At 69.8% G+C, this 19,867-nt stretch carries 26 protein-coding genes; 18 read left to right on the plus strand and 8 right to left on the minus strand.

Translation table 11 applies throughout. The features are described from left to right. Positions 1 to 96: 96 nt before the first annotated feature. Entirely contained in the window at positions 97 to 1,008 is a 912-nt protein-coding gene (locus ACFWNN_RS42035) for a trypsin-like serine peptidase (protein ID WP_382445573.1), read from the minus strand. Between the two features lie 91 nt (positions 1,009 to 1,099). On the opposite strand from ACFWNN_RS42035, the gene ACFWNN_RS42040 reads away from it, so the two are divergent. Genes ACFWNN_RS42040 through ACFWNN_RS42065 form a run of 6 tightly spaced genes read left to right on the plus strand, consistent with a single transcriptional unit; the run spans position 1,100 to position 6,960 of the window. Beyond that, positions 1,100 to 1,786: a response regulator transcription factor gene (locus tag ACFWNN_RS42040; protein ID WP_382445574.1), complete on the plus strand. Its 687-nt coding sequence runs from the start codon at positions 1,100 to 1,102 to the stop codon at positions 1,784 to 1,786. Next, the gene (locus tag ACFWNN_RS42045; RefSeq protein ID WP_382445575.1) at positions 1,779 to 3,464 is read left to right on the plus strand and encodes a sensor histidine kinase; all 1,686 of its coding nucleotides are present in this window, start codon (positions 1,779 to 1,781) and stop codon (positions 3,462 to 3,464) included. Before ACFWNN_RS42040 ends, ACFWNN_RS42045 begins: the two co-directional genes overlap by 8 nt. A 40-nt stretch (positions 3,465 to 3,504) precedes the next feature. Continuing rightward, positions 3,505 to 4,047, plus strand: a complete 543-nt coding sequence (locus ACFWNN_RS42050) for a hypothetical protein (protein WP_382445576.1) — start codon at positions 3,505 to 3,507, stop codon at positions 4,045 to 4,047. Then, on the plus strand, positions 4,044 to 5,069 hold the full coding sequence (locus tag ACFWNN_RS42055) for a peptidoglycan-binding protein (protein ID WP_382445577.1): 1,026 nt from the start codon (positions 4,044 to 4,046) through the stop codon (positions 5,067 to 5,069). The genes ACFWNN_RS42050 and ACFWNN_RS42055 overlap by 4 nt, the downstream gene beginning before the upstream one ends. Then, a complete protein-coding gene (locus ACFWNN_RS42060) occupies positions 5,066 to 5,740 on the plus strand; it encodes an ABC transporter ATP-binding protein (protein ID WP_382445578.1) in 675 nt (224 codons plus the stop codon). The genes ACFWNN_RS42055 and ACFWNN_RS42060 overlap by 4 nt, the downstream gene beginning before the upstream one ends. 2 nt (positions 5,741 to 5,742) lie before the next feature. Continuing rightward, complete coding sequence (locus ACFWNN_RS42065) at positions 5,743 to 6,960, plus strand: ABC transporter permease (RefSeq protein WP_382445643.1); 1,218 nt, start codon at positions 5,743 to 5,745, stop codon at positions 6,958 to 6,960. Here the strand turns inward: ACFWNN_RS42065 and ACFWNN_RS42070 are convergent. Both ACFWNN_RS42070 and ACFWNN_RS42075 read right to left on the minus strand, forming a co-directional pair. Next, positions 6,903 to 7,760, minus strand: coding sequence for a CPBP family intramembrane glutamic endopeptidase (locus ACFWNN_RS42070; protein ID WP_382445579.1), 858 nt, complete (start codon positions 7,758 to 7,760; stop codon positions 6,903 to 6,905). The two genes, ACFWNN_RS42065 and ACFWNN_RS42070, sit on opposite strands and share 58 nt — an antisense overlap. Positions 7,761 to 7,881: 121 nt before the next feature. Further along, entirely contained in the window at positions 7,882 to 8,412 is a 531-nt protein-coding gene (locus tag ACFWNN_RS42075) for a helix-turn-helix domain-containing protein (protein WP_382445580.1), read from the minus strand. 71 nt (positions 8,413 to 8,483) lie between these two features. Here ACFWNN_RS42075 and ACFWNN_RS42080 point away from each other — a divergent pair, with 71 nt between their 5' ends. From ACFWNN_RS42080 to ACFWNN_RS42130, 11 genes are all read left to right on the plus strand, one after another. After that, complete coding sequence (locus ACFWNN_RS42080) at positions 8,484 to 9,392, plus strand: alpha/beta hydrolase (protein WP_382445581.1); 909 nt, start codon at positions 8,484 to 8,486, stop codon at positions 9,390 to 9,392. A 78-nt stretch (positions 9,393 to 9,470) separates the two neighbouring features. Then, positions 9,471 to 9,773 carry a hypothetical protein gene (locus ACFWNN_RS42085; protein ID WP_382445582.1) on the plus strand — a complete coding sequence of 101 codons (303 nt, stop codon included), beginning with the start codon at positions 9,471 to 9,473 and terminating at the stop codon, positions 9,771 to 9,773. 24 nt (positions 9,774 to 9,797) lie between these two features. Next, positions 9,798 to 10,628 (plus strand): alpha/beta fold hydrolase, encoded by an 831-nt coding sequence (locus ACFWNN_RS42090; RefSeq protein ID WP_382445583.1) that lies wholly within the window; start codon positions 9,798 to 9,800, stop codon positions 10,626 to 10,628. After that, a complete protein-coding gene (locus tag ACFWNN_RS42095) occupies positions 10,615 to 11,196 on the plus strand; it encodes a TetR/AcrR family transcriptional regulator (protein ID WP_382445584.1) in 582 nt (193 codons plus the stop codon). The genes ACFWNN_RS42090 and ACFWNN_RS42095 overlap by 14 nt, the downstream gene beginning before the upstream one ends. A 90-nt stretch (positions 11,197 to 11,286) precedes the next feature. Then, positions 11,287 to 11,658: a YciI family protein gene (locus ACFWNN_RS42100; protein ID WP_382445585.1), complete on the plus strand. Its 372-nt coding sequence runs from the start codon at positions 11,287 to 11,289 to the stop codon at positions 11,656 to 11,658. Further along, positions 11,655 to 12,851, plus strand: coding sequence for an RNA polymerase sigma factor (locus tag ACFWNN_RS42105; protein ID WP_382445586.1), 1,197 nt, complete (start codon positions 11,655 to 11,657; stop codon positions 12,849 to 12,851). Before ACFWNN_RS42100 ends, ACFWNN_RS42105 begins: the two co-directional genes overlap by 4 nt. Beyond that, the gene (locus tag ACFWNN_RS42110) at positions 12,851 to 13,630 is read left to right on the plus strand and encodes a hypothetical protein (protein WP_382445587.1); all 780 of its coding nucleotides are present in this window, start codon (positions 12,851 to 12,853) and stop codon (positions 13,628 to 13,630) included. The genes ACFWNN_RS42105 and ACFWNN_RS42110 overlap by 1 nt, the downstream gene beginning before the upstream one ends. A 67-nt stretch (positions 13,631 to 13,697) precedes the next feature. Beyond that, positions 13,698 to 14,033, plus strand: a complete 336-nt coding sequence (locus tag ACFWNN_RS42115) for a VOC family protein (RefSeq protein WP_382445588.1) — start codon at positions 13,698 to 13,700, stop codon at positions 14,031 to 14,033. 82 nt (positions 14,034 to 14,115) lie between these two features. Continuing rightward, positions 14,116 to 14,529, plus strand: coding sequence for a MarR family winged helix-turn-helix transcriptional regulator (locus tag ACFWNN_RS42120; RefSeq protein ID WP_382445589.1), 414 nt, complete (start codon positions 14,116 to 14,118; stop codon positions 14,527 to 14,529). 163 nt (positions 14,530 to 14,692) lie between these two features. After that, a complete protein-coding gene (locus tag ACFWNN_RS42125; protein WP_382445590.1) occupies positions 14,693 to 15,151 on the plus strand; it encodes an RNA polymerase sigma factor in 459 nt (152 codons plus the stop codon). Further along, positions 15,151 to 15,741, plus strand: coding sequence for an META domain-containing protein (locus tag ACFWNN_RS42130; RefSeq protein WP_382445591.1), 591 nt, complete (start codon positions 15,151 to 15,153; stop codon positions 15,739 to 15,741). The genes ACFWNN_RS42125 and ACFWNN_RS42130 overlap by 1 nt, the downstream gene beginning before the upstream one ends. 41 nt (positions 15,742 to 15,782) lie before the next feature. Here ACFWNN_RS42130 and ACFWNN_RS42135 read toward each other — a convergent pair whose 3' ends face one another. After that, positions 15,783 to 16,991 carry a hypothetical protein gene (locus ACFWNN_RS42135; RefSeq protein WP_382445592.1) on the minus strand — a complete coding sequence of 403 codons (1,209 nt, stop codon included), beginning with the start codon at positions 16,989 to 16,991 and terminating at the stop codon, positions 15,783 to 15,785. Positions 16,992 to 17,233: 242 nt separating this feature from the next. After that, complete coding sequence (locus ACFWNN_RS42140) at positions 17,234 to 17,632, minus strand: winged helix-turn-helix transcriptional regulator (RefSeq protein WP_382445593.1); 399 nt, start codon at positions 17,630 to 17,632, stop codon at positions 17,234 to 17,236. 91 nt (positions 17,633 to 17,723) lie between these two features. Here ACFWNN_RS42140 and ACFWNN_RS42145 point away from each other — a divergent pair, with 91 nt between their 5' ends. Then, on the plus strand, positions 17,724 to 18,113 hold the full coding sequence (locus ACFWNN_RS42145) for a RidA family protein (protein WP_382445594.1): 390 nt from the start codon (positions 17,724 to 17,726) through the stop codon (positions 18,111 to 18,113). On the opposite strand, the gene ACFWNN_RS42150 is transcribed toward ACFWNN_RS42145, so the two are convergent. The 3 genes from ACFWNN_RS42150 to ACFWNN_RS42160 all read right to left on the minus strand — a co-directional run bounded on the left by ACFWNN_RS42150 (position 18,110) and on the right by ACFWNN_RS42160 (position 19,722). Continuing rightward, positions 18,110 to 18,541, minus strand: a complete 432-nt coding sequence (locus ACFWNN_RS42150; RefSeq protein ID WP_382445595.1) for a hypothetical protein — start codon at positions 18,539 to 18,541, stop codon at positions 18,110 to 18,112. The genes ACFWNN_RS42145 and ACFWNN_RS42150 overlap by 4 nt on opposite strands. Further along, on the minus strand, positions 18,538 to 18,861 hold the full coding sequence (locus tag ACFWNN_RS42155) for a hypothetical protein (RefSeq protein WP_382445596.1): 324 nt from the start codon (positions 18,859 to 18,861) through the stop codon (positions 18,538 to 18,540). The genes ACFWNN_RS42150 and ACFWNN_RS42155 overlap by 4 nt, the downstream gene beginning before the upstream one ends. 84 nt (positions 18,862 to 18,945) lie before the next feature. After that, positions 18,946 to 19,722, minus strand: coding sequence for a Tat pathway signal sequence domain protein (locus ACFWNN_RS42160; RefSeq protein WP_382445597.1), 777 nt, complete (start codon positions 19,720 to 19,722; stop codon positions 18,946 to 18,948). Positions 19,723 to 19,867: the final 145 nt, after the last annotated feature.

Consider the following 19,867-nt stretch of genomic DNA (forward strand, 5'->3'; position numbering starts at 1 on the left):
CTCCGGCACTGAGGTGCCGGAGCGCCACGGCGTACGAGGGGTCGCCAGCTCCGCCCCGGCCGGTGAGAACCGCGATCGCGGCCCGTCACCTTCCCGTCAGCTGAACTGCGCCCGCAGGTAGAGGGCTCCCGTCACCTTCTTCGTGAACTGCGCCCCGCCGAGGTGCCGCACGCACTCCCCGATCGGGCACCACTGGCCGTCGGCGGACTGGTTGAAGCTCTGGATGTTCACGCCCACCACGGCGTCGCCGCTGATCCGCGGCCCGCCGCTGGACCCGCCGCCCATGTCGCACGGCACGCCCCACATGTTCTCCTCGGGGAACTCGGGGTGCCCGGGATTGCGCACCGCCTGGCCCCAGCACTGCGCGAGCCGTTGCCCGGTGAACTCGGGCCTGCCCTGGTGGCCGGGTGTGCCCGCGGCCCGCGGGTAGCCGTACTCCCGCGCGAACCGGTCGCCGGGCCGGTCGAACGCGATGTTCACGCTCACGTTCGACGGCTTGTCCAGCACGATGAACGCCTGGTCGAACTCGGACTGCTGGTCGTCGGCGATCCAGGTCCTGTGCACGATCGCCCGGCGCACCACGAACTGCCCGTACGGCCGCGCGCCGTCCCGGAATCCCGGCACGAACAGCATCTTGGAGTGCCACTTCGGGTCGAAGCCCGCCAGGTTCGCGGTGTGGACGCAGTGCCCGCCGGTCACCGCGGTGCGCCTGTTGGCGCTCACCACCAGGGTCGCGGTGCAGCTGGAGTCCTCGCCGTCGCGGTCGACGAAGAACAGCCGGCCGACCGCCCTGTTCTCCGCGGGCGCGCCGGTCGGGTCGTCGACGGGAGGCGTTCCGGGTGGTGCGGACGGCCCGGTCGGCATCGCCGCGATGCGTTCCGGGGTCCAGTGCTCCGCCACGCCGGCGGTGTCGAGGTCGTGCACGATCATATCGGAGTCGGGAGGGGATGCCGCCGCCACGCCCGGCACCCCGAGCAGCAGCAACGCGACCACGCTGAGTATTCGCATGGCAGCGACCGTGACAGCGAGTTGTGAGCATCCTGTGCGGAAGAGGTCCTCATCCCGTGCGGCGGCGCCGGGAATGACTATCTTGCGACGCATGGGCTTGAGCGTGCTGGTGGCCGAGGACAACGTGATGCAGGCCGACATGCTCGGGCGGTACCTGCGCCAGGAGGGCTACCAGGTGCGGATCGTGCACGACGGGTCCGCCGCGCTCGACGAGGTCCGCCGCAACCCGCCGGACCTGCTCGTCCTCGACGTGATGATGCCGAAGATCGACGGGCTGGAAGTCGTGCGCACGTTGCGCAACGAGACCGACATCCCGGTGCTGATGCTCACCGCGAAGTCCACAGAGGACGATCTGCTGCACGGCCTCGACCTCGGCGCCGACGACTACGTCACCAAGCCCTACAGCCCGCGCGAGCTGGTGGCGCGCGTGCGCACCTTGCTGCGGCGCGTCCAGCGAACCTCCACGAACGACCTCGCACTCGGCGAGATCACCATCGACCCCGACCGGCACGAGGTGCGCGTGCGCGGCGAGGTCACCGACTGCACGGCGTCGGAGTTCCGCATCCTGCACACGATGGCGGCGAGCCCCGGCCGGGTGTTCAGCCGTGCGCAGCTGCTCAGCGCGGTGCACGGGCTCGACGGGTACATCACGGCCCGCACGATCGACGCGCACATCATGAACCTGCGCAAGAAGATCGAGGTCCAGCCGCGCAAGCCGGCGTACCTGCTGACCGTGCACGGCGTCGGCTACAAGCTGGTGGACGGCTCGGGTGCATAGCGTTCTCGCGCGGCTGCTGGCCGCGTCGGTGCTCGTCGCGCTCTGCTCGATCACCGCGACCGCGTGGCTCGCCGCGCAGAGCACCTCGACGTCGATCAGACAGGAGCTCGGCAACTCGCTCGCGGGCGACGCCGCCACGTACCAGAAGCTCGTCACGTACGCGGTCGAGCACCGCGACTGGACCGGCGTCGCGCTCGAACCGGGCAAGGCCAGGCTGATCCTCACCACGCCCGAGCGCAGGGTGCTCGCGGACACCGGCACGAACCTCGACCCGAACCAGCTGCCGGCCGCGCCGACGACGGTGATCAACCCGCTGGAACTGGACATCGCGCAGACCGCGGACGTCCCCGCGGACCGGATCGACCGCAGGATCGCCGGGCCGTTCCACCTCACCGACCGGGAGAAGGCGGGCCTCGCCCAGGACGCGCAGATCTACAACACCCGCTGCCGCAGCGCGCAGGAGGCCGCCGCGCGCGAGGAGGTGAAGCTGACGGCCTGGGGGCGGCCGATCGTGAACGTGGACAGGGTGCTCTCCGCCCCGGTCGCGCCGTCCTGCGACGAGGTCGAGGACCGGCTGACCACCCTCACGCTGGGCGAGTCCGCGGCGTTCAACGACCTGAACGTCCTCGTCGACGAGTGCCTGCGGCAGCGCGGCCTGCCCGAGGAGCAGATCAGGATGAACGCGGCCTGGGAGCCCGTCGCGTCCAACGCCGAGTGCATGGCGAGCGCCCGCCGCACCCAGCTGCGGCCGTACGTGGCGCCGCCCGCGCTGCTGTTCGTGACCGACGCGGCCGGCCGGACCACCCAGGCGACCGTCGTGCGGTTCGACGTCGGCCGGATCGTGCTGGTCGCAGCCGTCGTGCTGATCCTGACGGTCGGGGTCAGCGTGCTCGTCGGACTGCGGATGACCCGGCCGTTGCGCACGCTCACCGCCGCCGCTGAGCGGTTGCGGCACGGCGACGACGCCCAGGTGGACATCCGGTCGCGCAGCGAGATCGGCCAGCTCGCGCGGGCGTTCAACGACATGGCCGCGCACCGGGCCCGCACCGACGCCCAGCGCAAGGCGATGACCAGCGACATCTCGCACGAGCTGCGCAACCCGCTCGGCACGATCCGCAGCTGGCTCGAGGGCGCGCGCGACGGCGTGGTCGAGCTGGACCGCCCGACGCTGACCGCGTTGCTGGACGAGGCCCTGGTGCTGCAACGCCTGATCGACGACCTGCAGGACCTCGCCCAGGCCGAGGCCGGTGAGCTGCGCCTGCACCCCGAGCCGGTCGACCTGCGGGAGCTGTTCGAGCAGCTGGCCGCCGCGCACCCCGGCCTGGCCGTGGAGGGCGGCGGTGTCGTGGTCGCCGATCCCGTGCGGCTGCGGCAGGTGCTGACCAACCTCGTCACGAACGCGTTCCGCTACACGCCTTCCGGCGGCACGGTCCGCATCGTCTCGGACGGGAACCGGATCGAGGTGATCGACACCGGCTCCGGCATCTCGGCCGAGGACCTGCCGCACGTGTTCGACAGGTTCTGGCGCGCCGACCGGTCCCGGACCCGCGACACCGGCGGCAGCGGGCTCGGCCTGGCGATCGTGCACGCGATCGTGAGCGCTCACCACGGCACGATCACCGTGGCGAGCGAACTCGGCCGCGGCACGACGTTCACGATCACCCTTCCGGCACGCTGAGCGCATATTTTCCTCACAACCGCCCGGCAGCATCGCCGCCATGAACCCCAGGCTGTTGATCGCTGCCGCCGTGCTGTTCCTGTCCGCGTGCAGCCAGGCCGCGCCGCCGCCGTCGAACGTCGCGTCTTTGGAGACCTCCGGCGCCGGCACGCCCTCGACCGCCGTCTCGGCGCCCTCCGACGGCGCGCAGCCGCGGCTGCGCATGGACATGACCGAGGAGGAGAAGAAGCGGCTGTTCGACGCTCACACCGCGTGCCTGGCCGAGAAGGACCCGAACGCGACGGGCAAGGGCAGCGGCCCGGCCGGCACGACCACGCTGAGGCCCGCGCAGTACAGCGACGAGGCGTGGACGGCGTGCGCGAAGAAGTGGCCGCTGCCGCCGTGGGAGATGGACTCCTCCAACCCGACGTTCAAGGACAACTGGCACAAGAACGTGCAGTGCCTGAACAGCCGCGGCATGAAGGTCATCGAGACCGAACCCGGCAGCTGGACCTACGACGGCGAGCAGACCCTGCCGGAGGACCAGCGCAACAAGATCGAGAAGGACTGCGAGCAGGAAGTCTTCGGCGGAGGACGCAAGTGAAGCGGTGGATCATCGCCGGTGTCGTCGTCCTCGTGCTGGCAGGCGGGGTGTTAGCGCTCACTCTCACCCGCCGCGCCCCGGCCCAGACCGCTCCACCGCCCGCGCCGAAGACCGTCGCCGTGGTGAAGACCGACCTGACCGACGTGCGCGAGTTCAAGGCCAGTCTCGGTTTCGGCGCGTCGAGCGAGGTGACCGGCAAGCTGGCGGGCACGCTCACCTGGCTGCCGGCCCCCGGCACGGCCGTCGACCGCGGCAACGCGGTGTACAAAGTGGACAACCGCCCGGTGTGGCTGTTCTTCGGCGACACCCCGTTGTGGCGCAAGCTCGACAAGGCGGGCGTCAAGGGCCCGGACGTGAAGATCGTCAAGGAGAACCTCGGCGTCCTCGGCTACAAGCTCGGTGGCGCACCGGACGAGCTCACCCAGGCGACGATCGACGCCGTCAAGCGCTGGCAGAAGGCCGAAAAAGTCGAGGATACCGGCGTGCTCGACCCCGGCGAGATCGTGGTCGTCCCCGGCAAGGTCCGGGTCGAGGCCGTCACCGCGAAGCTCGCCGCGTCCGGCGAGGGCCCGCTGATGACGGTGACCGCCACCGGCAAGGCCGTGGACGCGTCGATCGACGCGCGGCAGGCCGAAGTGTTCACAAAGGACATGAAGGTCACGGTGGTCCTGCCCAACGGCAAGGAGACCGCGGGCACCGTCCGTTCGGTCAGCACCGAGGTCCAGTCCGAGAAGAACGTCAACGGCGAGGAGACCCCGATGATCGCTGTGGACATCGGCCTCGACGCGGAGGTCGGCGAGTTCGACTCGGGCCCGGTCCGCGTGCGCCTGACGAGCACCGCGCGGCAGGGCGTGCTGGCCGTGCCGGTGACCGCGCTGCTGGCGTTGCGCGAGGGCGGTTACGCGGTGCAGACCGACAAGGGCGGCCTGGTCGCGGTGAAGACCGGTCTGTTCGCCGGCGGTCTGGTGGAGATCAGCGGCGGTGGCGTCGCCGAGGGCATGCAGGTGGTGACCACATCATGACCCCGGTGCTGCAGATCGTGGACGCCGTCAAGGAGTACGCGGGTGGCGTGCGGGCGTTGGACGGCGTCTCGCTGACGTTGCACGAGGGCGAGGCGGTGGCGATCGTCGGCCCGTCCGGCTCGGGCAAGTCGACGCTGCTCAACCTGCTGGGCACGCTCGACCGGCCGTCCAGCGGCTCGGTGATGCTCGACGGCCACGACATCGCCACCCTGTCCGACCGGAAGCTCTCGGCGTTGCGCGGGCGCCGGATCGGGTTCGTCTTCCAGCAGTTCCACCTGGCCGACGGCCTGACCGCGATCGACAACGTGGCCACCGGCCTGCTCTACGCGGGCACCCCGCGCAAGTGGCGCACCGCCATGGCCACCGAGGCGCTCACCCGCGTGGGCCTCGGTCACCGGCTGAGGCACCGCCCGCACGAGCTCTCCGGTGGCGAACGCCAGCGCGTCGCCATCGCCCGCGCCGTCGTCAACCGCCCGGCCCTCGTGCTGGCCGACGAACCGACCGGCGCACTGGACACGACAACCGGCCGCGCGGTGCTGGACCTGCTGCTCGACCTGAACCGCGAGGGCACGACCCTCGCCGTGATCACCCACGACCGCGAGGTGGCCGCGCGGCTGCCCCGCCAGGTCGAGATCAGGGACGGCCGGATCCGCGCGGAGGTGACGGCGTGACCATCACCGACCGCCCTGCCCGCACCGCCGACCCGCGCGACGTCAAACCCACCCGGCTCAGCCCCGCGGACCTCCTCCTGCTCGGCCTCTCGCCCCTGCGGACCCGGCCGATGCGCGCGGTGCTGTCGGCGTTGGGCATCTCCATCGGCATCGCGACCCTGGTCGTGGTGACGGGCATCCCGGCGTCGAGCCGGGCGGCGCTGATGGAGGAGTTCGCCGCGCTCGGCACCAACCTCCTGCGCGCCGAAGCCGCCACCGGCACCAACAACGAGGCCGCCTCGCTGCCGCCCGAGTCCGTCACGATGGTCTCCCGCATCGGCCCGGCGAGCGACGTGAGCGCCGTGGCCAACACCCACGCCGTGGTCCGCCGCTCCGACCAGATCCCGGACTCCGAGACCTCGGGCCTGACCGTCCTCGCCACGAAACTCAACCTGCTGCAAACGCTCAACGGACGCGTCCGCACCGGCACGTTCTTCACCGACGTCACCGAGAAGTTCCCGACCGTCGTGCTGGGCGACGTCGCCGCGACCCGGCTGGGCGTCACCGCACCGGACACCCAGGTGCGGATCAACGACCGCTGGTTCACGGTGATCGGCATCCTCGCCCCCCTGCCGCTCGCCCCGGAGATCGAACGCTCCGCGCTGGTCGGCTGGGAGGCGGCGCGCGACATCGGGTTCGACCAGCGCCCCACCGTCCTGTACCTGCGGTCGCAGGAGGCGTCGATCGACGACGTGCGGGCGGTGCTGCCGCAGACCGTGTTCCCCCAGCAGCCGAGCCAGGTGCGGGTCAGCCGCCCGTCCGACGCCCTGACGGCCAAGCGCCTCACCGAGACCACGTTCTCGGCGTTGATGCTCGGGCTCGCCGGGGTGGCGTTGCTGGTCGGCGGCATCGGGGTCGCGAACACCATGGTGATCTCCGTGCTGGAACGCAAGCGCGAGATCGGCCTGCGGCGCGCGCTGGGTGCTCATCGCGGGCAGATCCGCACGCAGTTCCTCACCGAGTCGGTCGTGCTCTGCCTGCTCGGCGGGGTCGCGGGCGTGCTGCTGGGGCTGGCCGGCACCGCCGGATACGCCTACTTCCACCGCTGGCCCGCGGTGATCCCCCTCGAGATGGTGCTGGCGGGGCTCGGCGCGGCCGTCGTGACCGGCGTGGTGGCCGGGGTCTACCCGGCGGTGCGGGCGTCGCGGCTCACCCCGACGGAGGCGCTCGCCGCGCCGTGAGACCGCCTGGGACCCAGGATGATCGGCACCGCCACCAGGAGCTGCACGGCGAGAACCACCACCTGGGTCGCGGGCGAGTACGCGCTCAGCACCGCCGCAGTCGCGTTGACTCCGAAGTGGACGGTGATGGCGGCGGGAACTCCCCCGAGCTCGTAGGCGAATCCGGTCAGCAACGCCATCGGGAAGACGCTGAGGGTGAACAACAAACCGCTCCAGCCGATCAGCCCGAATCCCGATTGGACGGTCCCGGTGACGAAGAACAGCGGCAGGTGCCAGATCGCCCAAGCCACCCCCAGGACCAGGCAGGCCCGGAGACGTCCGGTGGTGGCGAGAAGACGCGGGTAGGCCGTGCCGCGCCAGCCGGGTTCCTCGGCGAGCGGACCGGCCACGAGCATGCTGACGAAGAACGGCACGGCGCCTCCCGCTGCAGCCATCAGCTGCTGCCCACCGTCCAGGCCCACCACTGGGCCGCCGAGCGCCTGCGCCAGCAGCGCGCCGCCGGCCACCGTGCCCGCCGCCAGCACCAGCAGGGGCAACGCCCACAGCAGCCGTCCGTTCAGGCGGACCCGCACGGTGTGGCCGGGGACGGGTTCCCCGAGCCTGCGGCGGCGCAGCCGGACCGCGATCGCGCCGAACACCGGGCCGAAGCCGCCCAGCAGGAAGGGAACGACCGTCGGGAAGGTCGTCGGCGGCTCGCCGAGCAGGATCGCGATCGACCAGAAACCCCAGGTCGTAGCGAAGGTGACGAGGAAGAAGGTGGCGAGACCACTCCCCTGGCCGACCCGTGGTGCGCTGTCCATGTTCCGCCGCCAATGCTCTCATTCTCACGAATATTATCACTACTGAGAACAAGTTAGCCCGCCGCTCGCACGGCTGGCAACTCCCGGGGTCCGCGGCCGGCCAGGTCAGCCGCGGAAACGATCAGGCGGGATCGTCCGGCACCACGACGAGGCTGACGACGCGACGCCTGCGACCGCCGTCGCGCTCCCCACCCGTTCGCGACATCACCACGTGCCTGATCTCCTCGGCCATCGCGGCGAACTCCTCGTCGGTGAGCCACACCGCGGCCTGCTGGTAGACCACGCCGTCGACGTTCGGGTCGGCGCCGGGCCGGGCCAGGTAGCGATCGAAGTCGCCCATCAGCGACGCGGCGAACGTCGAGTACGCCCGCTGATGGTCGTCGCGGGTCATCGCGGCGCGCGCGTCCCGCCCCACCACGGCCTCCTCCTTGCGGACGCGGTAGCTGCGCTCGACCGTGCCCCGCACCCGCCGTTCCTCCACGACCTCGAGGACGTCGTTCTCGACCAGGACGGCGATGTGCCGGTACATGGTCGCGGGCGCGATGTCCGGCAGGCGTTCCCTGAGTTGAGCCGTCGTCAGCGGGTCGGTCTCGAACAACGCCTGCAGGATGCGCATCCGCACCGGATGCAGCAGAAGATCCGCAGTGGCCATGGCCCGATCATCTCATGTGCGGTAATGTTCTCAGAGTTGAGAATTATCGCAGATTCGAGGGGGACTCGCTCTTGCGAACCGAAGAACTCAAGATCAGCGCGGCCGACGGGTTACCCCTGGCCGGCACCCTGACCACACCGTCCGGCACCGGCCCGCATCCGGCGGTCCTGCTGCTGCACGGCTCCGGACGCCTGGACCGCGACGGCAACGCCGGGCGGCTCAACCAGAACCTCGGGCCCGCTCTGGCCGAATCGCTTGCCCGCCAAGGCATCACGACGCTGCGCTACGACCGGCGAGGCGTGGGTGCCACACCGGGCGACTGGCTCTCGACCGGTTTCGTCGACAACCGGGACGACGCCGCGGCCGCACTCTCAGCCCTGGCGGCACATCCCGGCATCCGGCCCGACGCGATCGGCGTCGTCGGCCACAGCGAGGGCGCGCTGCACGCGATGTCACTGGGCACCCGCCCCGACGTGGCCGCCGTGGTCCTGCTGGCCGGGTTCGCCCGCACCGGCGAGGACGCCCTGCGGTGGCAGGCCGACGCGGTCGCCGGCGGACTGCCTTTGCCGTTGCGGCCGCTGGTACGACTGGGATCCAAGCGGCTGATCAAGCTCCGCACGACGACCGCGGACGTCGTGCGCGTCGCGGGAAAGCGCGTGAACGCCCGGTGGACGCGGGAGATGCTGAGCCACGACTCCCGGTCCGACCTCGCCCGGATCCGGGTCCCCGTGCTCGCCGTGACCGGGGACAAGGACGTCCAGGTCGACCCCGCGGACCTCCAGCGGATCCGCGCTCTCGTACCCGGCCCCGTCGAGACACACCTGCTCCCCGACCTGACCCACCTGCTGCGCAAGGAACCCGGCCGCGCGTCGGTGCGCTCGTACCCCCGGCAGCTGCGGTCACCGGTGGACGGCGACCTGCTCGACGTCGTGACCTCCTGGCTCGCCAGGACCCTCGGCACCGCACCGGGAGACAGCTGAAATGACCCTGCACGACCACCTTCGCGCCGAAGCGCTCCGGTAGGGGTTCCCGCCTGGACCGGGGACCTCTACTTCCCCTTGGCGGCAACGATCGACTGCGCCTCCCTGCCGCCGGGGACAGCCGACCTCGCGTTGCCGGACGCCAGCCTGCTGCTGTTCTTCGGTTTCCCGGAGGAGTTCGACGAGGTCCACGCGCGAGGCGAGATCCGGCTCGCGCCCAGTCTCTCCCCGCCTTACCTCGGCGAGGCGGAGGCGTTCGCCGAGACCTGGGCGGAGCACCGGGGCGGCCGTGCGGCGCGGTTCCTGTTCGGCGGGTACGGCCTGACCAGCCCGCGCGGAGCGGGGTTGACGCGTTGGCTAATCGTGATAGCTTTTAGCTAATTCAATTAGCCAACGGAGGCGGACATGACCGAGTTCCTCAACGTCGACGGCGGGACCATCGCCTACGAGATCACCGGCGCCGGGCCGCTGGTCGTGCTCGCCCACGGCATGGGCGACAGCCGTGAGGCCTACCGCTTCCTCGCCCCGGCGCTGGTCGAAGCCGGGCACCGGGTCGTCACCACGGACCTGCGCGGCCACGGCGAGTCCAGCGTCGGGTGGGCGTCCTACAGCCGCACCGATCTCGCGGGTGACCTGATCGCCCTGGTCAAGCACCTCGGCGAGCCCGCGGTGCTGGTCGGCCACTCCATCTCGGGCGGCGCGGTCACGATCGCCGCGGCCAAGGCGCCGGAACTCGTCACCGCGCTGGTCGAGCTCGCGCCGTTCACCCGCAAGCAGCAGGTCAAGCTCGGCGACCTCCGGGTGGCGGGCTACCGGCGCGGCATGACCCGGCTGCTGGGCACCGCCCTCCTCGGCAGCACCGGCCAGTGGGCCAAGTACCTCGACATCGCCTACCCCGGCGTGAAACCGGCGGACTGGGACGCGCGCCTGGCGCAGATCACGGCGATGCTGGAGGAGCCTGGGCGCATGAAGGTCCTCCAGGCGATGGGCAAGATCTCCCCCGCCGACGCCGGCGAGCAGCTGGCCAACGTCACGTGCCCGGTGCTCGTGGTGCAGGGCACGGACGACCCCGACTGGGCCTCGCCGCGCGCCGAGGGCGAGGCGATCGTCGCCGACCTGCCGAAGGGCCTGGGCACGCTCACGATGATCGACGGCGCCGGCCACTACCCGCACGTCCAGTACCCGCAGCAGACCCTCGCCGCGATCCTGACGTTCCTGGCCGGTGTCCGTGCCTAGGGCGGGCCTGGACGCGGCGACGATCACCGCGGCCGGAGCCGCGCTGGCCGACGAGATCGGCTTCTCCGAACTCACCATGGGCAAGCTGGCGGAACGCCTCGGGGTGCGTTCCCCGTCGCTCTACAAGCACGTCGCCAGCCAGGACGACCTCAACCGCCGCATCGCGGCCCTCGCCTACGCGGAGATGGCCGACGCCCTCGGCGCGGCCGCCCAGGGCCGGGCGGGCCGGGACGCCCTGGCGGCCGCCGCCCACGCGTTGCGCGACTTCGTGGTCACCCACCCCGGCCGCTACGCCTCCACCGTCGGCCTCATCCCGACCGGGCCCGACGACCCGGTCGTCACCGCCTCCCTGCGCGGCCTCGGGCCGTTCGAAGCGGTCCTGCGGGGATACGACATCCCCCAGGAGAAGATGACCCACGCGCTGCGGGCGTTGCGCAGCACCTTCCACGGCTTCGCGAACCTCGAGGCCACCAACGGCTTCCAGTGGTCCACCGACGTCGGCGAGAGCTTCGAATGGCTCATCGACCTGATCGACCACGGCCTCCGCCACGCCGCAACGCTCGCCTGAGGCTCGTCTGGCCGTAATAAACGGCGCGTGCTCGAATGTCGACTTCCAGAGGTCTCGTTCGTCCTCCGGACGACGACTGGAGGGCACGCGATGCACTACATGTTCCTGATCTACAACTGCGAGGACCGCCCGCAGCACGGTGACCAGCGGTTCGAGGAGATCCTGACGCGGGTCAACGCGTTCGCCGACGAGTGCCGGCGACGCGGGGTGTTCGTGGCGGGCGATCCGTTGAAGCCCGTCAGCACCGCCACGACCGTGCGGGTGCGGGACGGCAAGCCGCTGCTGACCGACGGGCCGTTCGCCGAGACGCACGAGCACCTCGGCGGCTACTACCTCTTGAACTGCCGCGACCTCGACGAGGCGCTGGAACTCGCGGAGATGATCCCGCAGGCGCACTACGGCGCGACGATCGAGGTGCGGCCGGTCGACCACATCCCCGGCCTGAACCACGGGGTGGCATGAGCGACCTGGCGTCGGCCGCGGTCGAGCAGGTCTACCGCGAGCACCGCACCCGGATGCTCGCCGCGCTGGTGCGGGCGCTGGGCGACTTCGAGCTGGCCGAGGACGCGTTGCAGGAGGCGTGCTCGCAGGCGTTGCGGAAATGGCCACGTTCACACGTGCCCGACGACCCGTTCGCCTGGCTGCTCACCGTGGCCCGCAACCACGCCCTGGACCGCCTCCGGCACGTCCGGATGGCGCGCACCAAGCTGCCCTCCCCTGCTCCGGAGGCGGTGACGATGACCGAGAAGCAGCTCGTCGACCTCGGCGACGAACGCCTGTCGTTGATCTTCACCTGCTGCCACCCGGCGCTGGCAGAGGACGCTCGGTTAGCGCTAACACTTCAAGCGGTGGCAGGGTTCACGGCTGCTCAGATCGCCCGGACGTTCCTCGTCGCCGAGCCCGCGCTGGCCCAGCGGCTCGTCAGGGCGAAGCGCAAGATCCGCGACGCCGGCATCACGTTCGAGGTGCCCGCGGACCACCTGCTGCCCGAACGGCTGCAGGGCGTGCTGGGCGTCCTCTACCTGATCTTCACCCGCGGCTACACCACTGCGGACCCGGCGTTGCGGCTGGAGGCGTTGCGGCTGGGCAAGCTCGTGGCCACCCTGATGCCCGACGAGCCGGAGGCGCACGGCCTGGTGGCGTTGATGCTGCTGCACAACTCCCGCAGCGCCGCCCGCCACACCTCCGCGGGCGACCTGGTGCTGTTCGAGGACCAGGACCGCACGCTCTGGAACACCGACGAGATCGCCGAGGGCATGGCGCTGCTGGACCGCGCGCTGCGGTTCGGCACGCCCGGCCCGTACGTGTTGCACGCCGTGATCGCCGCCCTGCACGCACAGGACCCGGTCGACTGGTCCCGCGTGGCCGCGCTGTACGGCGAACTGCTGAAGGTGGCGCCCACTCCGGTGATAGCGCTCAACCACGCCGTCGCCGTCGCCATGGCCGAGGGCCCCGAAGCCGGGCTAGAGTTGATCGACGGGATCGCCGGGCTGGACACGTACCACCTGCTGCACTCCGCCCGCGCCGACCTGCTGCGCCGCCTCGACCGGCGCCCGGAAGCCCTTGCCGCGTACCGGCTGGCCCACGACCTGGCGGTGACTCCCGCCGACCGTCGCTTCCTCGCCGGACGCCTGCGTTCCCTGGAGGTCACCTGATGCGACTCGACGTGCTCGACCACGGCCACCGCCTGCCGGCCCGGTTGTTCTTCCGGCTTGCGGGATCGGTGTCGCGCGTCCCGATGTCGGACGTGCCCAAGACCCTGTTGTACCGCCCGGAGTTCTTCGGCGCGGTGTTCCTCGACCTGAGCGCCGACGCGATGCGCGGACCGTCGTTCTGGACGGCCGGCGAGCGCGAGTACATGGCCCAGCGCACCGCCGAACGCCTGCACTGCCCGTACTGCGCCGTCACCCACACCGAACTGGTCAAGATCGCCGGCGACCCGACGCCGTTGCGCCCGGAACTCGTTGCGGCACTGGATTTCCTCTCCGACCTGGAGCCGGTCGACGCGCCGCGCGAGGCGTTGACGGACGCCCTGAAGGTCACCCTCGTCTGGCAGGTGATGAACCGGCTGGCGAACGCGTTCGGCTTCGCACTCCTGCCAGGTCAGCTGGAATCGGGCACCCGCTCGCTGCACAGGTTCGGCTACCGCTTCCCGCGCTTCCTCACCGGCACCGCCTCCGGTTCCCTACGCCACAACGTCCTGGAGGCCCCGGCCGTCACGCCACCCGCGCTCCGCCAGGCCGCGGCGGCCGGCGATGCCTGGGGTTCTTACGCCGCAACGGTTCGCACGGACTCCTACCGCCTCACCGACGAGGACATCGCGCGGTTGAGGCACGACCACACCGAGGACGAGATCTTCGAGGTGACCGTCGCCGCCGCCGTCGGAGCCGCCCTGGACCACCACGACAAAGCCCTGAAAGTTCTCGGCGACTAGCTGTCGAGTTCCCGCGGCCCCACTCGTCCTCTGCTCGTCAGTTCACCACCACTGAGGAGCGATCGACATGACCGGACACGCCAACTGGTTCGAGATCCCCGCCGACGACACCGCGCGGGCGAGGGCGTTCTACGCGGGCGTCTTCGGCTGGGAGACCAGCCTGATGGGCGAGGACTACCACGTGATCACCAACGGCGCGGCCGGCGCCATCGCCCCCAAGGACGCCGGCCACACCCAGCCGCGCATCTACTTCCACACCAACGACATCGACGCCTCCGTCCGCAAGGTCACCGAACTCGGCGGCAAGAGCGACGACGTCATGACCGTCCCCGACACGGGCCGCATCGCCCACTGCACCGACGACCAGGGCACCCCGTTCAGCCTCTACGAACCCCAGTCCTGACCAGGGTGGCCCGCCCCGCGGCGGGCCACCACTTCCGTCCGTCCTCATCGGACAAGCCCACCGCCGGGTTAACATCATCCCCATGCCAGACGTCGGCGTCCTTTCGGCGCACCTGCTCTCGGGGTTCCAGAAGGAGCTCTTCGCCCGCCTGGCCGAAGCGGGCCACGAGAACCTGCGCCCGCGCCACGGCGCCGTCATGGCCTACATCGCCACCACGGGCACCCGGGCCAGCGAACTCTCCGAACGCTCGGGCCAGCACAAGCAGGTCGTCGGCACCCTGATCGACGAGTTGGAACGCCTCGGCTACGTGACCCGCCAGCCGGACCCGGCCGACCGCAGGGCGAAACTCGTCGTGCCCACCGATCTGGGCAAGGACCAGATGGTGCAGGCGAAGCGCATCATCACCGAGATCGAGGCCCGCCTGGCCTCCGTCGTCGGCGCCGACCGCTTCGCCGAGTTCAAGCAGGTCTTCAAGGAGATCTCCCGCACCCTCTGACCGAGGGCGATGTCAGCGCGGCGCCCCCAGGAACTCCGTGAGACGAGATCGCTGGATCATCTTGTTGATCGGAGGCTGGCTCAGACGTCCAACTGATGTCGGGTTCGGGTGGTTGACCGCAGAGGACACCATGGGGTTGATACACGGGCGAGAGACATCGCCGGTGCTGGCGCAGGAGCTCTTCGACCAGCACTACCTGCAGTTGGTCAGGATCGCGGTGAGCGTCGTCGGCGACCAGGAGACGGCCGAGGACGTCGTCCAGGACGTCTTCGCGGCACTGCCGGGGCGGATGGACAACCCGCGCGGGTACCTGACGACCGCGGTGTTCAACAGGTCTCGGTCGGTGTTGCGGCGGCGCGTCGTCGCGCTGCGGTTCCGGCCTCCGGCGCCGCCGCCTGCCGAGGGGGCCGACGAGCACGCCCTTCGCGAGTACGAACGGGAGCGGGTGCTCGTCGCCATCCGGTCGTTGCCGCATCGGCAACGGGAAGTGGTCGTGTTGCGCTACCTGGAGGACCTCCCGCCTGCCGAGGTCGCCGAGTTGCTCGGCATCAGCAAGGAGGCGGTCGCGTCGTCGCTGAACAGGGCACTGGAGTCGTTGCGCGGGAAGTTGGGGAGGTCGTGATGGACGGGATCGAGGACGTCGTGCGCACCGCGTTGCGGGACAACGCGGCTCTGGTCACGCGGGAATCGTTGCGGCACAGCGCACCGGCCGCGCGGCGGGCACCGCGGACGCGAGGTGCCGTGCTCGCCGCCGCGGTGTTCGTGCTGGCCGCGGGTGGCATCACCACCGCCGTCACGATGGTAGGCGACGCTCCGGGTCAGCAGTGGGGCGTCGAGGGTCCCGGGTACGCAGGCCATCGATGGGACCTGCGCGGTGTCGACGGTCGTGCAGTGCCCGGGGAGGTCGACGCCTCCGCGACGTTCCGGGCGGACGGCTCGTTCCAGCTCTCCGACGGAACCAACTCGATGTTCGGGCGTTACGAGGGGACAGCGAGCTCGATGCGGCTGCTGGACGTCGGGCGCACCTACGCGCTCTACACGGGCGACGACCCGGTGCGCCTGGCCGTCATCGCCGCGATGAACGAACTGACGTCCCGCAACGCCGGGGTCTCGGTCTCCGGGGATCGGCTCGTCGTCACCACGGGCGCTCACGAGATGACTTTCGTCCGCGCCGGAGTGGCGAGCGCCGTCGTGCCCTCTTCGTCCCGATGACAGGAGGCCGGGGGCGCGCCGTCGCGCCCCCGGCCCGTGGATCAGCCCGTCAGCAGCACTCCGCCGACTTCCTGGGCGATGGTGCGGGTCGAGGAGAACTCCAGCTCCGTGCCGCACACGATTCCGCCGACGCGCACCGAACCGCAGGCCGTCGTCTGCGGGCCGAGCGAACCCTGGATCATTCCGGCCGCGCCGACCTTGCCGTTGGCGTAAGGCACCAGGACCGGGCCGCCGCTGTCACCCTGTCCTCCCGCGATGCCGCCCTGCCGCTGATGGGCGCGGATCGTCCAGAACACGCCGAAGCCGTCGTTGTAGGCGATCAGCAGGTTGTCGACCTGGAGGCCGCAGTGCACGCCGGTGTTGGCGCCGCTGGTGCAGACCCAGTCGTTGATCGACAGGTCGGCGTAGCCCTGCACGGTCTTGAGATAGCCGTTGGGGTCGTTCCACGCTCCGTCGAACATCCAGCGGAAGCCCGCACCGGTCAGAATCCGCGCACCCGCACCGTTCGCGTGTGTCAGCGTTCCGCCGTAGCTCTGGGCCCCGTTGTCCCACGCCGCGTACGTGCCCGCCGTGCAGTGACGTGCCGTCGTGGTGCGCCACACGTTGCCGATCGACAGACCGAACCCGCTGCTGCACAACGATCCGTTGCTGCCCCGCATGGCGCCACCCGCGTTGAACGGGGACGTGTCGGTCGACCTCGTCACGTAGTTCGTCGGCTTCGGTGCCTCCTGCACGCCGGTCACGACGGCCGAGAGGCCCTTGGCGACCTCTGCGGTTCGCGCCTGCCGCGCGGCATTGACCTGACCTCCTTGGTAGAACCCGCGCACGACGAGACCGTCGGTGGTGAGGTCGGTGCCCGTCAGCGACGTGACGACGAACCCGTTCCAGGCAGCGTCGCCGGCACTCGCCCAGATCCTGTCGGCGCCTTCCTGCAACGCCTTGCGGGAGTGCCGCACCGGCTTGAACGTGAGCGTGATCCCCCGGCGGTCCGCCTCTTCCCGCACGGTCTGCCGCAGCGGCGACTCACCCGCCCACAGCACCGTGGTGGAGACCGACTCGGCGTGGTTCGCGGACTCGACGAAGCCCGCGTCGAAGATTCCCGGCACACCGACCACCCAGGACTTGAACCCCATCAAGCGCTCCTGGCCCGCGACCAGTTTCGGGTCCGCCGAGCCGAGCCAGTCGAACACCGACTTCTCGGATGCGGGTTCAGCGGCCGCCGGACCGACGACCGAAGAGAAAAGCGTCACAGCGGCCACAAATAAAACAGAAATGCGTCTGAAACCAGACTTCGACATCAGTCAACCCCCAGTTGACGAAGTTGCTCAAAAGCGTATGAGCAATACCTCACCGAGGCTGACACAGCACGCCTGACCAGTCAACGAAGATTAACCGGCGAAAATGTTCGAGCATGAGCACACTTGAACGAATTCGATAGTAAATTCCACGCGAGCCAGCCAGGCATTACGCAACCTGAATTCACCGGCGCAGTTCACGTACTCGAACTCAATCGTCTGGAATTAACGGACCAGGCGTCGAAGCGGGTTCGGGCCGACTCGATCTCGGTCAGGTAGCGAGACGTCCAGGCGCACATCGCGTCGACCGTCGCGCGAAGGGCCTGGCCCGGCTCGGTGAGGGTGTAGTCGACGCGCGGCGGCACGGTCGGGTGCACGACGCGCGTCACCAGGCCGTTGCGTTCCAGCAGGCGGAGGTTCTGGGTCAGCATCTTGTGGCTGATGCCGTCCACCTCGGTCTTGAGCTCGGTGAAGCGCTTCGTCGTGTCGCCGATGGTCTCGACGATGAGCAGCGCCCACTTGTTGGCGATGTCGGAGAAGATCTCGCGGGCCAGCGAGTCCGCGCGGGCCAGATCGCCGCTGAGCTGCTTGCTCACCTTGAGGTGCCTCACTCTCGAATTAGTGCGTTCTTCCAGTTCAAAAGCCACTCTCCTACGGTGAGTGAGTAACCGCAAGAGAGGGAAGAACATGGCTGTCACGCTCATCAACCCCGACGGGCTGCCGCAGGTCGACGTGTACCACCACGTCGCGGTGGCCAGCGGGAGCAGGACGATCTACCTGGCCGGGCAGGTGGCCTGGGACGCGGAGCTCGACCTCGCCAAGCAGACGGAGCAGGCGTACACCAACGTGCACACCGCGCTCAAGGCCGCCGGCGCGAGCTTCAAGGACCTGGTACGGGTTCGGGTGTACGTCGTGGACTGGACGCCGGAGAAGATGCCGGAGCTGCTCAAGGGCATCGAGAACGCCATGACCGAGCTGCAGGAACACGCCACGCCGCCGGCCACGTTGATCGGGGTGGCGAGTCTCGACGTGCCGGAGCACCTGGTCGAGGTCGAGGCCGTCGCGGTGATCGACTAGGAGCGGAACTCCGCCAGGCCGTCCACCACCGCGACGGTGACGGTGGTGCGGCCGGCCGGGCTGTGGCGGTCGGGGCCGTGTTCCGGGAGGCGGGTCTTGGTGGCGCGCACGCTCGTGTCGTACAGGCGGGTGTGCTCAACACACTCACAAATGCCTGCCAGCGGAACGGTGCAGGTGAAGGCCGAGCGCAGCACCAAGACGTCGTCGGCGGACATCAGGGAGGACCAGACCATCACGTCGTCCTCCTCGCCGAAGACGACGAAGCCGTCGTAGCTGAAGGCGCGCAGTTCGCCCACACCGCAAGCACGGCAGAACAACACGCGGGTGTAGTCGTGTGAGCGTTCGTAGGGGCCCGCTTCGTGAATGTTCACCACGAGGTCCTGCTGGCCGTGGCAGATCAGGCAGAGGTCGGACCAGGTGCCGCTCATCGGCGGGAGCTGATCAGCAGGGCCAGACCTGCGGAGAGGGCGATGAGACCGCCCACCACCAGCTGGTTGAGCCACACGAGGGCGGTGCCTCCGTCGCCCCGTATCAGCGCCACGACGATCAGCCACACGGCCAGAGCGATCGTCAGGTGCCTGATGAACGGCACGTCCAGGGGTGCCATGGCGCGGACCATGCCCAGGAGCATGATCACCACGGCCAGGCCCATGGAGACCCAGTACGGGCGGAAGGCGTGTGTTGCCGCGGCGAAGTGCAGGACCGGTGGTGCGGCGATCAGCCACACACCCGCCAGGAAGGCGGCCACACCGGCCCTGCTCTCTGCGGTTCGTCCGTGAATGTCCCCCACAAGAGTAATTCTGACCCTCAGGAGTCTCTGTGGGAACACCCTCTATTCATTCCGGTACGCCTTCATGTTGCGCAGCAACAGGTAGGTGTCGACCAACTGCGCGGAGTCGCCGAGGCCTCGGTAGATGCCCCACTTCGGGTGCGCCTGGTCGCCGCCCAGCCACGTGTCGAAGCCGGAGCGCGAGGCGTTGACGACGGTGGTTCCGGCGTCCTTCAACGCGAAACGGAGGCTGCCGGAGTCGGCGACCTTGATCTCGATCTCGACGTCTATCCACTTGTTGCGCAACGGGGCGAGTGGCGTGCTGCCCAGCTTGGCCTGGCCCGCGCCGAACAGTCTCATCTCGACGGTTTCGAGGGAACCCGAGCGGAACAACGACATCGTGACCACCGGTGAGTCCACGCCGGTGTGCTTGACCTGGAAGATGTGCGTGAAGCTGGTGGTGCCTTTGAGAGAGGACGGCACGTACATCTGGTAGTTGTAGCGCCAGGTCTCGCCCTTCTTCATGTCGTGACGGGTGCTGCCGGTCTGGATCGCGCGCACCTCGTTGCGCTGGCGGTCCGCACCGTCCCGATCGGACTTGTGCATCACGAACCGGTACTGGTTGCTCTCGGCGAAGATGTGCGTGGCCGACGGGTGCGAGTTCGAGCGGTCGTCCTCGATGCCTGCGAACGCGTTCAGCCCCGCGGAGCCGGGGTTCGGGGCCCACTTCTGCACGAACGCCATGGCACCCACGTCAGCCGATGCCACACCCGCGGCCAGTGGCGTGGCCGCGACTGCGAGAGCGCCTCGCAGTGCGGTGCGGCGGTTGAACAACTCCATCGGTGTTCCTCCTCGAACCAACGATTCGAGGCAGCGGTGTGCACACCTTCCGCGACCGGGCGACGGCATGTCAAGCATTCACATTCGTGGAGAAACGGTGCAGATCCCGTGAAGGTGTCGGCGCAAAGCGGAAGCCGCCGGGTGA

Origin of the sequence: Lentzea sp. NPDC058450 (genome assembly GCF_042721395.1) — a bacterium.
Classification (GTDB): Bacteria; Actinomycetota; Actinomycetes; order Mycobacteriales; family Pseudonocardiaceae; genus Lentzea.

Excerpts from the sequence above, each read along its gene's own strand:
- ACFWNN_RS42035 (WP_382445573.1), bottom strand. The coding sequence starts at position 1,008 with ATGCGAATACTCAGCGTGGTCGCGTTGCTGCTGCTCGGGGTGCCGGGC.
- ACFWNN_RS42040 (WP_382445574.1), top strand. The coding sequence starts at position 1,100 with ATGGGCTTGAGCGTGCTGGTGGCCGAGGACAACGTGATGCAGGCCGAC.
- ACFWNN_RS42050 (WP_382445576.1), top strand. The coding sequence starts at position 3,505 with ATGAACCCCAGGCTGTTGATCGCTGCCGCCGTGCTGTTCCTGTCCGCG.
- ACFWNN_RS42060 (WP_382445578.1), top strand. The coding sequence starts at position 5,066 with ATGACCCCGGTGCTGCAGATCGTGGACGCCGTCAAGGAGTACGCGGGT.
- ACFWNN_RS42070 (WP_382445579.1), bottom strand. The coding sequence starts at position 7,760 with ATGGACAGCGCACCACGGGTCGGCCAGGGGAGTGGTCTCGCCACCTTC.
- ACFWNN_RS42075 (WP_382445580.1), bottom strand. The coding sequence starts at position 8,412 with ATGGCCACTGCGGATCTTCTGCTGCATCCGGTGCGGATGCGCATCCTG.
- ACFWNN_RS42090 (WP_382445583.1), top strand. The coding sequence starts at position 9,798 with ATGACCGAGTTCCTCAACGTCGACGGCGGGACCATCGCCTACGAGATC.
- ACFWNN_RS42100 (WP_382445585.1), top strand. The coding sequence starts at position 11,287 with ATGCACTACATGTTCCTGATCTACAACTGCGAGGACCGCCCGCAGCAC.
- ACFWNN_RS42105 (WP_382445586.1), top strand. The coding sequence starts at position 11,655 with ATGAGCGACCTGGCGTCGGCCGCGGTCGAGCAGGTCTACCGCGAGCAC.
- ACFWNN_RS42110 (WP_382445587.1), top strand. The coding sequence starts at position 12,851 with ATGCGACTCGACGTGCTCGACCACGGCCACCGCCTGCCGGCCCGGTTG.
- ACFWNN_RS42115 (WP_382445588.1), top strand. The coding sequence starts at position 13,698 with ATGACCGGACACGCCAACTGGTTCGAGATCCCCGCCGACGACACCGCG.
- ACFWNN_RS42120 (WP_382445589.1), top strand. The coding sequence starts at position 14,116 with ATGCCAGACGTCGGCGTCCTTTCGGCGCACCTGCTCTCGGGGTTCCAG.
- ACFWNN_RS42130 (WP_382445591.1), top strand. The coding sequence starts at position 15,151 with ATGGACGGGATCGAGGACGTCGTGCGCACCGCGTTGCGGGACAACGCG.
- ACFWNN_RS42145 (WP_382445594.1), top strand. The coding sequence starts at position 17,724 with ATGGCTGTCACGCTCATCAACCCCGACGGGCTGCCGCAGGTCGACGTG.
- ACFWNN_RS42150 (WP_382445595.1), bottom strand. The coding sequence starts at position 18,541 with ATGAGCGGCACCTGGTCCGACCTCTGCCTGATCTGCCACGGCCAGCAG.
- ACFWNN_RS42160 (WP_382445597.1), bottom strand. The coding sequence starts at position 19,722 with ATGGAGTTGTTCAACCGCCGCACCGCACTGCGAGGCGCTCTCGCAGTC.